Genomic DNA, 13,953 nt, shown 5'->3' on the forward strand with positions numbered 1-13,953 from the left:
GGAGAATATTCTAGTGGCCAAAGCCGATCGGAACACCCGGGAAAATACGCACATGAGCGACGCCAGCGCCCCCTCCAGCGGCCATGCCGCCCCACCCGCCCGCGCCAGCGGCCCGCGTGGCATCCAGTCGATCGAACTGGGCTACCGCATCCTCACGGCGATCCAACAGGGCCCGGACGCCGTGGCCCTGAAGACCATCGCCGCGCGAGCGGGCATGTCGCCCAGCGCCGTGCACAACTACCTCGCCAGCTTCGTGCGCACCGGCATGGTGGGCGCGGACGCGCGGGGCCAGTACCGGCTGGGGCCCAGCCTCGCGGCGCTGGGACTGGCGGCCGCGCGGCAGGTGGACCATTACGAGCTGATCCGCGCCAAGGCGGTGGCGCTCAGCGACGACACGGGCCTGGGCGTGGCGGTGCTCACCTGGAGCGCGCTGGGGCCGGTCATCGTGTTCAACCGGCCCGACCCGCGCAACCACGTGTTCGAGTTGCGCAACGGGCCGGTGTCCTTCCTGTCCACCGCGGGTGGCCATGTGTTCGCCACCTGGCTGCCCCGCGAGGCCACGCGCCCGGTGGCCCAGCGCGAACTCGGACCGGGCACGGCGGACGACGAATGCGATCGCTTGCTGGACGGCATCCAGGCGGCGGTGCGCGCCGCCGGCCACTCCGACGTGATGCTCGACGCGCTGCCGGGGTACGGCGCGCTCAGCGTCCCGATCTGGAATGCCCAGGACGCGCTGGCCTACGCCCTGACGATCACGGCGCCGGTCGAGCTCATGGACAAGCGCCCCGATGGGCCGCACCTGAAGCGGCTGGTGCAGGCGGGTCAGGAGCTGTGCCGCCTGCTGGGGGCGCCTCCCCGGCGCTGGGCGCAGTGACGAAACTGCCGCGCCCGGCCCAGCCGCAGCGCATTGGCGATCACCGAGGCCGAGCCCAGGCCCATGGCCAGCGCCGCATCGGCCTCTCTCAGGCCTGCCGGGGAAAGCTCAGGGTGACGTGGATGCGGCCGTGCTCGCACTGCACATCCACTTCGCCCCGGTGGCTGGACATGATGGCCCGGGTGATGGGCAGGCCCAGCCCCACGCCCTCGCCTTCCAGCCGCTGGCGCCCCTGGCTCAGGCGGAAGAAGCGGTCGAACATCGCCCGGCGCTGGTCGGCCGTCAGGGGCTCGCCCGTGTTGCTCACCCGCAGCTGCGCCCAGCGCTCGGTGAGCACCATCCGCAGGTCAACCTGGTCCCCGGGCGGCGCGTGGCGCACGGCGTTGGACAGCAGGTTGCCGATCGCGCGGCGCACCATCAGCCGGTCGCCGCGCACCCTCGCCTCGCCGCTCAGGCTGAAGCGCACGCCCTTCTCGTCGGCCACGGCCTCGTAGAAATCGATCAGCGAACGCGCTTCGGCGCACAGGTCCACGTCTTCCACGCTGGGCAGGCTGGCCACGTTCTCCGTCTTGGCCAGGTAGAGCATGTCGGACACGGTCTTGGCCAGCCGCTGCAGCTCTTCCGAAATGACTTCCAGGCTGGCGCGGTACTCGTCGCCGCCGCGCGGCACCGCCAGCGTCACCTGGGCATTGGTCAGCAGGTTGCTCAGCGGTGTCCTCAACTCGTGCGCCAGGTCGGTGGAGAAGGCGCTCAGGCGATCGAAGTCGCGCTGCAGGCGGTCGAGCATGTCGTTGATGGAGCCGGCCAGGCCGCGCATCTCGATCGGCAGGCTGGCCACCGGCATGCGCTCGGTGAAATCCTGGGCGTTCACGCGCTCGGCCCGGTGCTTCATGGCCAGCAGGGGCTTGAGGCCGCGCCGCACGGCCACCGCGCCCAGCAGCGTGCCCGCTGCGATGGCCAGCAGGATGCAGATCAGCAGCTTGCGCTGCAGCAGCGCCAGGAAGTGGCGGTGGTGGTGGGTGTCGACGGCGGCGAAGACCTGGAGGTCGGTGTCCCTGCTCCAGCTCAGCGGCAGGGTGAAGAACTCGCCGTAGTAGCTCATGTCGCCGTCCGACCAGGACAGGCCCTCGCTCGCGTCGCGCAAGGCCGCGGGCGGCTCGACGTCGCCGAGGCGAACCATCTCGTTGTCGGCCGCGACGATCCGCAGCAGCAGGCCTTCGTGCCCACGCAGGGCGGCGTTGAGGCGGGCCGCCAGGTCGGGCAGGTCCGCGCTGCGCTCGGCGATGCCCCGGATCAGGGTCAGCTTGTCGCGCAGCAGCGCCTGGTCCAGCTCGACGAAGTGCGCCGCCGTTTCGCGGTGGACCACATAGCCCAATCCCGAGAACACCGCGCCGACCACCAGCGCGAACAGCGCCGTCAGGCGAAACGTGAGCGACACCGCCGACGCCTCAGGCCGCTTCATGGGGGTCTTCGAGCACGTAGCCCATGCCGCGCACGGTCCGCAGCAGCTTCAGGTCGAAGCCGTCGTCGATCTTGGCGCGCAGGCGGCGCACGGCCACGTCGATCACGTTGCTGTCGCTGTCGAAGTTGATGTCCCAGACCATGGAGGCGATGAGCGTGCGCGGCAGCACCTCGCCGTGCCGGCGCATGAACAGCTCCAGCAGGCCGAATTCCTTGGCGGTGAGGTCCACGCGCTGGCCCTTGCGCGTGACGCGCCGGCGCACCAGGTCGAGGTGGAGGTCGGCCACCTGCAGCGAGGTGGCGTCCTGCACCGCCGCGCCGCGCCGCAGGATGGACTTCACGCGCGCCAGCAGCTCGGAGAACGAGAACGGCTTGACGAGGTAGTCGTCCGCGCCGAGCTCGAGGCCCTTGACCCGGTCTTCCACGCTGTCGCGTGCCGTGAGGAAGAGCACCGGCACGCGCGGGTTCTTGCGGCGCAGCGATTGCAGCAGCGACCAGCCATCGATGCCGGGCAGCATCACATCCAGGATGAGCAGGTCGTAGCCGCCTTCGGTGGCTTCGTGCAGGCCGTCGACGCCGTTGCGCGCGAGTTCGACGAAGTAGCCCGCCTCGCGCAGGCCCTGGCGCAGGTATTCGCCCGTGTGGGCCTCGTCTTCAACGATCAGAATCTTCATGGTCGACAGGGTTGAAACGAGTGTGCCATGCGGGTCGCGAAATTCCCCAACATGACAAATCTGTAATGGGGTCGACAGACCGCTGTTCCCGCCCGGGCCAAAGAATCCACCCGCCGATCCCATCCATCAAAGGAGTCGTTGAGTGAAGCATCCATTCAGCCAGCGCGGGCCCAGGGCTCTGGTGTCCGTGGTGGTCCTGGCCACGGCGGCCGTGGCCAGCGCCCAGCCGGCGGTCGAGCAGTCTTCGGACTGGAAGGCGGCCAACGAGGCCGTCGGGCAATTCCAGCGCGGGCACGCGGACCTGCTCAAGTGGGAGGCGACCCATGGGGCGACAGACGCCCCGGACCCCGCCGCCGCTGGCTTCCCCGTGCCCTCCCTGGAAGCGGCCACGCGCCTGGCCTGGCGACCGCACCTGGAACTGCAGAAGCTGCTGCCCCGGCTGGGCGAGGACAACGTGGCGCGCATCGCCCAGGGCCGCTGGCACGAGGTGGACGCGCGCCACCAGCGCCGCATCGACGGCGTGGGCGAGGTCTTCGAAGTGGCCGCCGAGGCGCGCCGCGCCTGGCTGCGCGCGGTGGCGGACCGGCAGGCCGCGCGGCTGCAGCGCGCCTCGCTGGAGGCGGCAGAGGCTGCCGCCGAGCTGGGCCGGCGCATGGTGAAGGTGGGCAATTGGAGCGCCTACCAGCAAAGCCGCGTCGAGCTGGGCCTGGCCACCGAACGGCGCGCGCTGCAGCAGGCCGCCGTGGCCGCGCGGCAGTCGGAGCGCGCCTTGCTCCACACCCTCCAGCTCAACGGCGTGCACGAACGCCTGGCGCTGCCCGACACCCTGCCGGACCTGCCCCGACAAACGCCGTCCCCCGCTGAACTGAGCGCCCGACTGGCCGACCTCAGAGCCCAGTTGCCCCGCGTGGAGCAGTGGAAGGCCGAGGCCAACTTCGGGCAGGCGCTCGCCTCGCGCGACGCCACCCTGGCCGTGGCGTGCGGACTGCGCGACGACGTCATGGCCCAGCGCCAGCTGATCGTGGACGAAAGCGTGCTGCAGTACAACGGCATGCTCAAAAGCGTGTGGGAGTTGCTCACCGAGGTGCAGGCCCATGCGCAATCGCAGCGCGAGACCATCGCCGCCGTACGCGACTACTGGCTCGCCGACACCGACCTGATGTGGGTGCTGCAGGGCGGCGAACCCACGGCCTTCGTCGTGCCCGGTGGCGCCGCCGCCGGCGATGCCTCCGCGGCCGGTCATTGACCCCCCCTTGAAGCGCAACATGAACAACCGTCGTCAATTCTTCGCCGGCGCCGCCGCCACCATGGCCGGCCTGGGCGTTGCCCGCTCGGCGCTCGCCGCGTTGCCCGAGCCCATCATCCAGACCTCCGTCGACACCGCACCGCCGCTGGTGCCCAACACCGGCCGCCCCTACAACCCCGTGGTCACGCTCAACGGCTGGAGCCTGCCCTGGCGCATGAACAACGGCGTCAAGGAGTTCCACCTGGTCGCCGAGCCCGTGGTGCGCGAGATGTCGCCCGGCTTCAAGGTCAACATGTGGGGCTACAACGGCCAGAGCCCGGGGCCGACCATCGAAGTCGTCGAGGGCGACCGCGTGCGCATCTTCGTCACCAACAAGCTGCCCGAGCACACCACCATCCACTGGCACGGCCAGCGCCTGCCCAATGGCATGGATGGTGTGGGTGGCCTCACGCAGCCCCACATTCCGGCGGGCAAGACCTTCGTCTACGAGTTCGAGGCCCGCCGGCCCGGCACCTTCATGTACCACCCGCACGCCGACGAGATGGTGCAGATGGCCATGGGCATGATGGGCTTCTGGGTCACTCACCCCAAGGCCAGGCACCCGCACATCGGCGAGGTCGACCGCGACTTCTGCTTCCTGCTCAACGCCTTCGACGTCGAGCCCGGCAGCCGAACGCCCAAGGTCAACACCATGACCGACTTCAACATCTGGGGCTGGAACAGCCGCATCTTCCCGGGCATCGACACGCTCAACGTGCGCTTGAACGACCGCGTGCGCATCCGCGTGGGCAACCTCACCATGACCAACCACCCCATCCACCTGCACGGCCACGAGTTCCAGGTGACCGGCACCGACGGCGGCCCCACCCCGACCGCCACCCGCTGGTACGAGGTGACCACCGACGTGGCCGTGGGCCAGATGCGCCAGATCGAGCTGATCGCCGACGAGGAAGGCGATTGGGCCTTCCACTGCCACAAGAGCCACCACACCATGAACGCCATGGGCCACGCGGTGCCCACCATGATCGGCGTGGACCACCGCGGCCTGGTGAACAAGCTGCAGCGCGTGGTGCCCGACTACATGGTGATGGGCGAGCGCGGCATGGCCGACATGGGCGAGATGCAGATGCCCCTCCCGGACAACACCGCGCCCATGATGACCGGCACCGGTCAGTTCGGCCCCATCGAGATGGGCGGCATGTTCAGCGTGTTCAAGGTCCGCAAGGACCAGAAGCCCGGCGACTACAAGGACCCCGGTCCCTACCCGTTTCCGCAGGGCACCGTCGCTCATGAATGGACCGGCGCCACGCCCGCGGCCCCGCGCGCGGCCACGCCCCCGGGTCAGGCCGACGCCACGGTGGTGAAGCCGGGGCACGGCCAGCACCACTGAGCCCTTGGGCGGGTCTGCCCTCTTGTCCCCTGTTTGCCGTTCAACACCACTGGAGCCTTTCATGACGTTTCGCACCGCGGCCCTGCTGCTTTCCCTGGCCTCGACCACCGGCCTGGCGTTTGCCCATGGCAACGAAGACCACAAGCCCGCCGGGCCGGTCAGGATGGAGCAGAAGCCCTGGGGCATCGCCGGCGAGGCCAAGGCCGTGACCCGCACCATCGAGATCGGCATGACCGATGCCATGCGCTTCACGCCCGACAGGCTCGAGGTGCGCCAAGGGGAGACCATCCGTTTCGTGCACAACAACGCCGGCAAGGTGATGCACGAGTTCGTGCTGGGCACCAAGAAGGACCTCGACGAGCACGCGGCCCTGATGAAGAAGTTCCCCGGCATGGAGCACGACGAGCCCTACATGTCGCACGTGGCCCCCGGCCAGCGCGGCGAGATCGTCTGGCGGTTCAACCGCGCCGGCGAATTCGACTTCGCCTGCCTGCTGCCCGGCCACTACGAGGCCGGCATGGTCGGCAAGATCAAGGTCGTGGCCCAGTGAGCCGGCGGCCGTCCGATTCCCCTTTCAGGAGCACCCCCATGAAGAAGATCGTCCCTGCCCTCGCGTCGGGCGCCCTCGCCGCCCTGCTCTCGCTCGCCTCGCCCGCGTTCGCGCAGGGCATGGACCACGGCAGGATGGGCTCGGGCGCCACGATGGGCATGCAGCAGAACCACCCGCTGGTGGAGGGCGAGGTCCGCCGCGTCGACAAGGAGAACGGCAAGATCACCCTGCGCCACGGCGAGATCAAGAACATGGACATGCCGCCCATGACCATGGTCTTCGTCGTGCGCGACAAGGCCATGCTGGACGGCATCGCCGTGGGCGACAAGGTGCAGTTCACCGCCGTGCAGGACAAGGGCCAGATGGTGGTCGAGTCCATCAAGCCACTCAAGCCTTGAAGCCGCGCCGAGGCCCGTCGCCCCCACGGGCCTCGGCGGCCACCGCTCAGGCCGGGGCGTAGCCGGCGTCGGCCAGGGCCTCGGCCAGCACCGCGCGGTCCTCATGGCTTTTGACCACGACCCTGCGCTGCGCCATGTCGACCTCGACGGCGCAGGCGGGGTCGGCTTGTTTCAGCGCCCGGTTGACGCGGGCCGCGCAGTGGCCGCAGGTCATGGAGGGCAGTTGGAATTCGTGCACGACAATCTCCGTGAAAGTGGATGGAGGTTTCACGGTAGGCCTTGCCACCGTGGCAAGGTCAAGCGGCGCGGCCCGTCGTGCACAGGCTTGACCTTGACACCATGTCAGGCCTGAGCATTGGGTTTCCACGTCAATTCATCTGGAAGACCGCCATGAACTCCCTTGCGCCGCCCCTGACCGAGTACCGCCTGCCCATCGAGGGCATGACCTGCGCCTCCTGCGTGGGCCGGGTCGAGAAGGCCCTGAAAGCCGTGCCCGGCGTGAGCGAGGTCAGCGTCAACCTCGCCACCGAGACCGCCTCGGTCAGTGCCGCCGCATCGGCGGCCGCCAGCCAGCTGGTCGCGGCCGTCGAGAAGGCCGGCTACCAGGTGGCCGCGCAACAGTTTGAATTCGAGATCGAGGGCATGACCTGTGCCTCCTGCGTGGGCCGGGTCGAAAAGGCCCTGAAGGCCGTGCCCGGCGTGAGCGAGGCCGAGGTCAACCTGGCGACCGAGCGCGCCAGCGTGCGCGCCACCGGCGCCACGGCGGCGCAGTTGATGGCGGCCGTCGAAAAGGCCGGCTACGCCGCCCTGCCCCACGACGATCAGGCGTCGGCCGCGCCCGGCGCCCACAAGGGCGGTGGCGAACCCTGGTGGCCCGTGGCCCTGGCCGCCCTGCTGTCGCTGCCGCTGGTGCTGCCCATGGTGGCCATGCTGTCCGGCAGCGACTGGACGCTCAATGGCTGGCTGCAGCTGGCCCTGGCCACGCCGGTGCAGTTCTGGTTGGGCGCGCGCTTCTACCGCGCCGGCTGGAAGGCCGTGCGCGCGGGCACCGGCAATATGGACCTGCTGGTGGCCCTGGGCACCAGCGCGGGCTATGGCCTGAGCGTCTACCTGCTGCTGCGCCACCAGGGGCATGGCGCGCCGCACCTGTATTTCGAGGCCTCGGCGGTGGTCATCACCCTGGTGCTGCTGGGCAAATGGCTGGAAGCGCGCGCCAAGCGCCAGACCACGGCCGCCATCGCGGCGCTCAACGCGCTCAAGCCCGAGATCGCGCGCGTGCGCACGCCCCAGGGCGACGTGGACCTGCCGCTGGCCCGCGTGAAGGTGGGCGACGTGGTGATCGTGCGCCCCGGCGAGCGGGTGCCGGTGGACGGCACCGTGCTCAGCGGCGCGAGCCAGGTGGACGAGTCCCTCATCACGGGCGAGAGCCTGCCGATCGCCAAGCACCCCGGTGACAAGGTGACCGGCGGCGCGGTCAACGCCGAAGGCCTGCTGGAGATCCAGACCACCGCCGTCGGCGCCGAATCCACGCTGTCGCGCATCGTGCGCATGGTGGAGTCGGCCCAGGCGAAGAAGGCGCCCATCCAGCGCATCGTGGACCGCGTGAGCGCGGTGTTCGTGCCGGTGGTGCTGTTGCTGTCGCTGATCACGCTGGTCGGCTGGGGCGTGCTCGCGGGCGACTGGGAGCGCGCCATCCTCAACGCGGTGGCGGTGCTGGTGATTGCCTGCCCCTGCGCGTTGGGCCTGGCCACGCCCACGGCCATCATGGCCGGCACCGGGGTGGCCGCGCGCCAGGGCATCCTGATCAAGGACGCCGAGGCGCTGGAGGTGGCGCACCGCGTGGACACCGTGGCCTTCGACAAGACCGGCACCCTGACCGAGGGCCGGCCCCAGCTGGTGTCCGCCCTGGCCGCGCCGGGCCAGGAAGACCGCCTGATCCCCTGGAGCCTGGCGCTGCAGGCCGGCAGCGAACACCCGCTGGCGCGGGCCGTGCTGGAGTCGCCCCAGGCCGCCGGCCTGACGCCGCGGCCGGCCAGCCAGGTGAGCGCGGTGCCCGGCCGTGGCATGTCGGCCGAGGTCGATGGCCACGCGCTGCGCCTGGGCAGCCCGCGCTTCATGCAGGAGCTGGGCGTGGACACCTCGGCCCTGGCCGCGCAGGCGCAGCGCCTGCAGGACGAGGGCCGCACCGTGTCCTGGCTGGCTGATGTGACGCAGGCGCCGCGCCTGGTCGGCCTGCTGGCCTTCGGCGACGCGCCCAAGGCCAGCGCCGCCCGCGCCGTGGAACGCCTGCACGGCATGGGCGTGCGCACGGTCATGCTCACCGGCGACAACCGCGGCAGCGCGGCGGCCGTGGGCCAGCGCCTGGGCATCGGCCGCATCGAGGCCGAGGTGCTGCCCGCCGACAAGGCCGGCATCGTCGGCCAGCTCAAGCAGGGCGGGCATGCGGTGGCCATGGTGGGCGACGGCATCAACGACGCCCCGGCGCTGGCCTCGGCCGACGTGGGCATCGCCATGTCCACCGGCACCGACGTGGCCATGCACGCGGCCGGCATCACGCTGATGCGCGGCGACCCGGCCCTGGTGGCCGACGCCATCGACATCTCGCGCCGCACCTACCGCAAGATCCGCCAGAACCTGTTCTGGGCCTTCGCCTACAACGTGATCGGCATCCCGCTGGCGGCGGCCGGCCTGCTCAACCCGATGGTGGCGGGTGCCGCCATGGCCCTGAGCAGCGTGAGCGTGGTGAGCAACGCCCTGCTGCTGCGCGGCTGGCGGCGCTGAAACCGTGAGGGTGCCCGATGCCCTCGGGCGTGGGCCGGATCAAGACCTTGAAAGGGATGGCCCTCAGGACCCGAGCCACTCCAGCAGGCTCAGCACGCGCGGCCCGGTGCCGGTGTCGAAGCCCTGGATGCCCAGGGTCTTGAGCACGCCGCGGCCGGCGTCGGCCTGGTCCATGGCGCGCAGTTCGGCCTGCACGGCCTGCAGCTGCTCGGCCGTCAGGCGCGGGCCGGCGACCATGGGGGAGTACGGCTGCATCACGCTGCGGTGCAGCACGCGCAGGCCGGCCTTGTCCAGCGAGCGCGCCACGCCCGAATAGGAAGCCACGCCGCCCACGTCGGCCAGCTTGTGCTCCAGGTAGAACTGCACCGCGCCCTGCTCGCGCACGAACTGCACCTTCTCAGCCTTGAGCGGGATGCCCCGGTCGCGCAGCTCGGCATTGCAAAAGCGCGACATATACGACACCTGCTCCGGCAGCACCCAGCGCTTGCCTTTGGCTTCCTCAAGGTTTTGCAGGGGCGAATCCTTGCGGGTGACGATCAGGCACTGGCCTTCGGGCTTGGCGCTGGCGACGAAACGGTATCCGTTGTCGCGCATGGCGCGCGCCGGGTAGTCGCTGGGCCGGGCCAGCGCCAGGTCGAAACGCTTGGCCTTCAGGCCATCTGCGAGCAGCGCGAACTCGCGCGCGAACACCACCGTCACCTTGCCCTTCAGCGCCCGGCCCAGGGCCTCGGCCAGGCCGGCGTACTTGGCGGTGGCGCGCGCGTGGTCCAGCCCGCCCGAGGTGCCTTCGCTGACCGCCAGCGTGTACTCCGGTTCCGCGGCCCGCGCCGCGCCGGCCATCAACAGGGGAAGCACAAGGGCGATGAGTCGGGTATGCAGTGGCATGGTGGCGGCGCGGCGGCCAGATACCCTGGCCGGTTCAGCATATTGGAATGAACGAATGTATCGCCGATGGCGCGGGCGGCGGGTTCCGTTCATGGCGGGGAAACCGCCGTCTGGCTTGCATCTTGCTGACGTCCCGCAGGCGCCACCGGCCCCGGGAAACCACGCCCTCTTTGGAGCCAGCCCCCCAGAAGCTCAGACCTACAATCCCGCCTACTTCGCACCGCCCGGATGGCCCGGGCGGGCGGCAACCGAGAGATGTCTCATGAAGCACCTTGCCCTGTATTCCGCCCTCGCCGGCGCCCTGGCCCTGTCGGCCTGCGGCAAGAAGGAAGAGGCCCCCGCCCCGGCAGCCGCTCCTGCGCCCGCCGCCGCGCCGGCTGCAGCGCCCGCTCCGGCCGCCCTGCCCGAGCTCAAGGTCGCCATCGACCCGACCTACGAACCCTTCACCTTCAAGACCGCCGACGGCAAGCCCACCGGCTTCGACGTCGACATCGCCGACGCCCTGTGCAAGGAAATCAAGCGCCAGTGCGTCTACGTCGAACAGGTCTGGGACAGCATGATCCCCGGCCTGCAGGCCAAGAAGTACGACGCGATCATCAGCTCCATGTCCATCACCGAGGAGCGCCTGAAGGTCGTGGACTTCACCGACAAGTACTACTTCACCCCCAGCCGCATCGTCGTCAAGAACGGCACCGCCTACACCGAGCCCGCCTCGCTCAAGGGCAAGAAGCTGGGCGTGCTCAAGGGCAGCACGCAAGAGAAGTACGCCCTGGGCGAGCTCAAGCCCGCGGGCGTGAGCATCGTTCCCTACGAGGCCCAGGACCAGGTCTACCTGGACATCAAGTCCGGCCGCCTCGACGGCACCGTGGCCGATCAGGTGGAGGTCAACGGCGGGTTCCTGCGCAAGCCCGAGGGCAAGGACTACGGCTTCGTGGGCCCCGTGCTGGACGATCCCAAGTACTACGGCACCGGCGTGGGCGTGGCCCTGCGCAAGGACGACACCGCCCTCAAGGATGAGTTGAACGCCGCCATCAAGACGATCCGCTCCAACGGCGTCTACGAGACGATCGCCAAGAAGTACTTCGACTTCGACGTCTACGGCAAGTAAGCGGTCAGCCCACCGAGCGCGGTTTGTCCGGCTACTACCAGTCCATCCTGCAAGGCGCCCTGCTCACGGTGGGCGTCTCACTGGCCGCCCTCGTGGTGGCCATTTTCTTGGGCCTGGCGGGCGCGGCGGCCAAGCTGTCGGGTCGCCGCGCGCTCGTGTGGCTGGCCACCGCCTACACCACCCTGGTGCGCGGCGTGCCCGAACTCGTGCTGATGCTGCTCATCTTCTATGGCGGCACCATCGGCCTGAACCACCTGCTCGAGGCCCTGGGCAGCCGCCGCTCGGTGGACATCAACCCCTTCGCGGCGGGCGTGCTGACCATCGGCTTCATCTACGGCGCCTACATGACGGAGACCTTCCGCGGCGCCATCCTGGCCATCCCGCGCGGGCAGATGGAAGCGGCCTGGGCCTTCGGCATGGGCCGCGTGCGCACCTTCGTGCGCATCACCGCGCCGCAGATGGTGCGCTACGCCATCCCGGGCTTCACCAACAACTGGCTGGTGCTCATCAAGGCCACGGCCCTGGTCAGCCTGATCGGCCTGCACGAGATGACCTACCTGGCCAAGCAGGCCAGCGCGGCCACGCGCGAGCCCTTCACCTTCTTCCTGTTCGCGGCGGCGCTGTTCCTCATCTACACCACGGTCTCGCTGTGGGCGCTGCGCTGGGTGAACCGGCGCTTCAGCCTGGGCGTCAAGCGGCTGACCCACTGACACCATGCGCTGGGAAGTCATCTTCGAACCGGCCCACCTCGCCATGTATGGCCAGGGCGTGCTGACCACGCTGAGCCTGCTGCTGTCCTGCCTGGCCATCGGCGGCGTGCTGGCCGTGGTGTTTGCCCTGGCGCTCACCCACGGGCCGGCGCCGCTGCGCTGGCTGGTCGGCGCGTACACCTACGTGATCCGCGGCACGCCACTGCTGATCCAGATGTACATGATCTATTACGGCCTGGCCCAGCTCGAGTGGATCCAGGCGCGCTGGGACGACATCTGGCCCTGGACGATGTTCAAGGACGCGTTCTTCTGCGCCCTGCTCGCCTTCGCCCTCAATACCGCCGGCTACACGGCCGAAATGCTCGCAGGTTCCATCCGCGAGACGGCGCCGGGCGAGATCGAGGCCGCGCAGGCCATGGGCATGGGCCGCTGGCAGGCGCTGCGCCGCATCGTGCTGCCCAGCGCCATGCGGCGCACACTGCCGGCCTACAGCAACGAGGTGGTGATGATGCTGCACGGCACCAGCCTGGCCAGTGCGGTGCCGGCCATGCTGGACGTGACCGCCGCCGCCAGCCGCATCTACTCCGACTACTACCTGCCTTTCGAGGCCTACATCTTCGCCGCCGGCATCTACCTCACCATCACCTTCACCCTGGTGGGCCTGTTCAAGCTCGGCGAGCGGCATTTCCTCGCGCACCTGGCGCCGCGCACGCACTGACGGGGAACGCATGGAACGGACCGAACACCCCCTGCTGAGTCCCAGCCTGGGCCACCGGAAGCACCTGGTGTCGTTCCGCTATGGCGCCGAAGACGCCCGGCCCAAGGTCTACCTGCAGGCCAGCCTGCACGCCGAGGAGCTGCCCGGCATGCTGGTGGCGCACCACCTGCGCCCCCAGCTGGAGGCCGCCGAACGCGAGGGCCGCCTGCGCGGCCAGGTGGTGCTGGTGCCGGCGGCCAACCCCATCGGCCTGACGCAGCGGCTCAACCACCGCGCCATGGGCCGTTTCGAATTCGGCACGGCGCAGAACTTCAACCGCCACTACCCGAACCTGGCGGACGCGCTGTTCGACGAGTTGCGCGACCGCCTGGGCCCCGACCCGCAGGCCAACGTGGCCCTGGTGCGCGCCGCCGCCACCCGCTGGCTGCGCGACTGGCGGCCCGCCACCGAGCTGGACAGCCTGCGCCGCCAGCTCTTCCTGCTGGCGCACGACGCCGACGTGGTGCTGGACCTGCACTGCGACTGGGAAGCCGCGCTGCACCTGTACGCCGAGGAGGCCTGCTGGGCCCCGCTGGCGCCGCTGGCCTGGCTGCTGGGCTGCCGCGCCGTGCTGCTGGCGCGCGATTCGGGCGGCGAGCCCTTCGACGAAACCCTCTCGGGCCTGTGGTGGCGCCTGGCCGAGCGCCTGCGCGCCCAGGGCATCCACCATCCGCTGCCCCAGGCCTGCGCCAGCGCCACGGTGGAGCTGCGCGGCGAGGCCGACGTCTCGCACGACAACGCGCGGATCGACGCCAAGGCCCTGATGGACTACCTGCTGCACCTGCGCGTGATCGACGGGCCCGCCCCCACCATCCCCCGGCCCAGTTGCGAGGCCACGCCGCTGGCCGGCTCCGAGACCCTGCACAGCCCGGTGGCCGGCGTGGTGGCCTTCTGCGTGCGCCCGGGCGATGCCCTGGCCGTCGGCGAGGTGGTGGCCGAGGTCATCGACCCCACCGCGCCTGGCGCCTCGCGCGTGCACAGAATCACCGCTGGTGTGGCGGGCGTGCTCTACGCGGCCATCGGCGAGCGCTACGTCGTCGCCGGCGGCGAGATCGGCAAGATCGCCGGCGCCACCCCGTTCCGCACCGGCCACCTGCTCGGTGCCTGACCCTGCCCCGT

At 70.2% G+C, this 13,953-nt stretch carries 14 protein-coding genes; 10 read left to right on the forward strand and 4 right to left on the reverse strand.

The annotated features are described in order from the left end of the window. The first annotated feature begins 52 nt into the window (after window positions 1-52). Window positions 53-874 (forward strand): IclR family transcriptional regulator, encoded by an 822-nt coding sequence (locus SOM08_RS14785; protein ID WP_322469202.1) that lies wholly within the window; start codon window positions 53-55, stop codon window positions 872-874. A gap of 88 nt (window positions 875-962) precedes the next feature. Here SOM08_RS14785 and SOM08_RS14790 read toward each other — a convergent pair whose 3' ends face one another. Further along, window positions 963-2,336: a heavy metal sensor histidine kinase gene (locus SOM08_RS14790; protein WP_322469203.1), complete on the reverse strand. Its 1,374-nt coding sequence runs from the start codon at window positions 2,334-2,336 to the stop codon at window positions 963-965. Beyond that, window positions 2,323-3,009, reverse strand: a complete 687-nt coding sequence (locus SOM08_RS14795) for a heavy metal response regulator transcription factor (RefSeq protein ID WP_116957335.1) — start codon at window positions 3,007-3,009, stop codon at window positions 2,323-2,325. The genes SOM08_RS14790 and SOM08_RS14795 overlap by 14 nt, the downstream gene beginning before the upstream one ends. A 142-nt stretch (window positions 3,010-3,151) precedes the next feature. Here SOM08_RS14795 and SOM08_RS14800 point away from each other — a divergent pair, with 142 nt between their 5' ends. The 4 genes from SOM08_RS14800 to SOM08_RS14815 all read left to right on the forward strand — a co-directional run bounded on the left by SOM08_RS14800 (window position 3,152) and on the right by SOM08_RS14815 (window position 6,593). Beyond that, complete coding sequence (locus SOM08_RS14800; protein ID WP_322469204.1) at window positions 3,152-4,255, forward strand: hypothetical protein; 1,104 nt, start codon at window positions 3,152-3,154, stop codon at window positions 4,253-4,255. A gap of 19 nt (window positions 4,256-4,274) precedes the next feature. Beyond that, window positions 4,275-5,645 (forward strand): copper oxidase, encoded by a 1,371-nt coding sequence (locus tag SOM08_RS14805; protein WP_322469205.1) that lies wholly within the window; start codon window positions 4,275-4,277, stop codon window positions 5,643-5,645. Between the two features lie 61 nt (window positions 5,646-5,706). Next, window positions 5,707-6,195, forward strand: a complete 489-nt coding sequence (locus SOM08_RS14810; RefSeq protein WP_116957337.1) for a cupredoxin domain-containing protein — start codon at window positions 5,707-5,709, stop codon at window positions 6,193-6,195. Window positions 6,196-6,233: 38 nt separating this feature from the next. Beyond that, entirely contained in the window at window positions 6,234-6,593 is a 360-nt protein-coding gene (locus SOM08_RS14815; protein ID WP_322469206.1) for a copper-binding protein, read from the forward strand. A gap of 46 nt (window positions 6,594-6,639) precedes the next feature. Here SOM08_RS14815 and SOM08_RS14820 read toward each other — a convergent pair whose 3' ends face one another. Then, window positions 6,640-6,831: a heavy-metal-associated domain-containing protein gene (locus SOM08_RS14820; protein WP_116957339.1), complete on the reverse strand. Its 192-nt coding sequence runs from the start codon at window positions 6,829-6,831 to the stop codon at window positions 6,640-6,642. Between the two features lie 152 nt (window positions 6,832-6,983). Between SOM08_RS14820 and SOM08_RS14825 the strand changes: the two genes are divergently transcribed. Continuing rightward, window positions 6,984-9,374 (forward strand): heavy metal translocating P-type ATPase, encoded by a 2,391-nt coding sequence (locus tag SOM08_RS14825; RefSeq protein ID WP_322469207.1) that lies wholly within the window; start codon window positions 6,984-6,986, stop codon window positions 9,372-9,374. Between the two features lie 63 nt (window positions 9,375-9,437). On the opposite strand, the gene SOM08_RS14830 is transcribed toward SOM08_RS14825, so the two are convergent. Continuing rightward, window positions 9,438-10,259 carry a phosphate/phosphite/phosphonate ABC transporter substrate-binding protein gene (locus SOM08_RS14830; RefSeq protein WP_116957341.1) on the reverse strand — a complete coding sequence of 274 codons (822 nt, stop codon included), beginning with the start codon at window positions 10,257-10,259 and terminating at the stop codon, window positions 9,438-9,440. Window positions 10,260-10,521: 262 nt separating this feature from the next. Between SOM08_RS14830 and SOM08_RS14835 the strand changes: the two genes are divergently transcribed. The 4 genes from SOM08_RS14835 to SOM08_RS14850 are packed head-to-tail and all read left to right on the forward strand — an operon-like array spanning window position 10,522 to window position 13,942. Beyond that, a complete protein-coding gene (locus SOM08_RS14835; RefSeq protein WP_116957342.1) occupies window positions 10,522-11,367 on the forward strand; it encodes an ABC transporter substrate-binding protein in 846 nt (281 codons plus the stop codon). 23 nt (window positions 11,368-11,390) lie between these two features. Next, on the forward strand, window positions 11,391-12,077 hold the full coding sequence (locus tag SOM08_RS14840; protein WP_116957343.1) for an ABC transporter permease: 687 nt from the start codon (window positions 11,391-11,393) through the stop codon (window positions 12,075-12,077). 4 nt (window positions 12,078-12,081) lie between these two features. Next, window positions 12,082-12,795, forward strand: a complete 714-nt coding sequence (locus tag SOM08_RS14845) for an ABC transporter permease (protein ID WP_116957344.1) — start codon at window positions 12,082-12,084, stop codon at window positions 12,793-12,795. A gap of 10 nt (window positions 12,796-12,805) precedes the next feature. Then, the gene (locus SOM08_RS14850) at window positions 12,806-13,942 is read left to right on the forward strand and encodes a succinylglutamate desuccinylase/aspartoacylase family protein (protein ID WP_322469208.1); all 1,137 of its coding nucleotides are present in this window, start codon (window positions 12,806-12,808) and stop codon (window positions 13,940-13,942) included. Window positions 13,943-13,953: the final 11 nt, after the last annotated feature.

Origin of the sequence: Hydrogenophaga sp. SNF1, from assembly GCF_034421675.1 — a bacterium.
In the GTDB taxonomy this organism is placed as follows: domain Bacteria; phylum Pseudomonadota; class Gammaproteobacteria; order Burkholderiales; family Burkholderiaceae_C; genus Hydrogenophaga; species Hydrogenophaga borbori.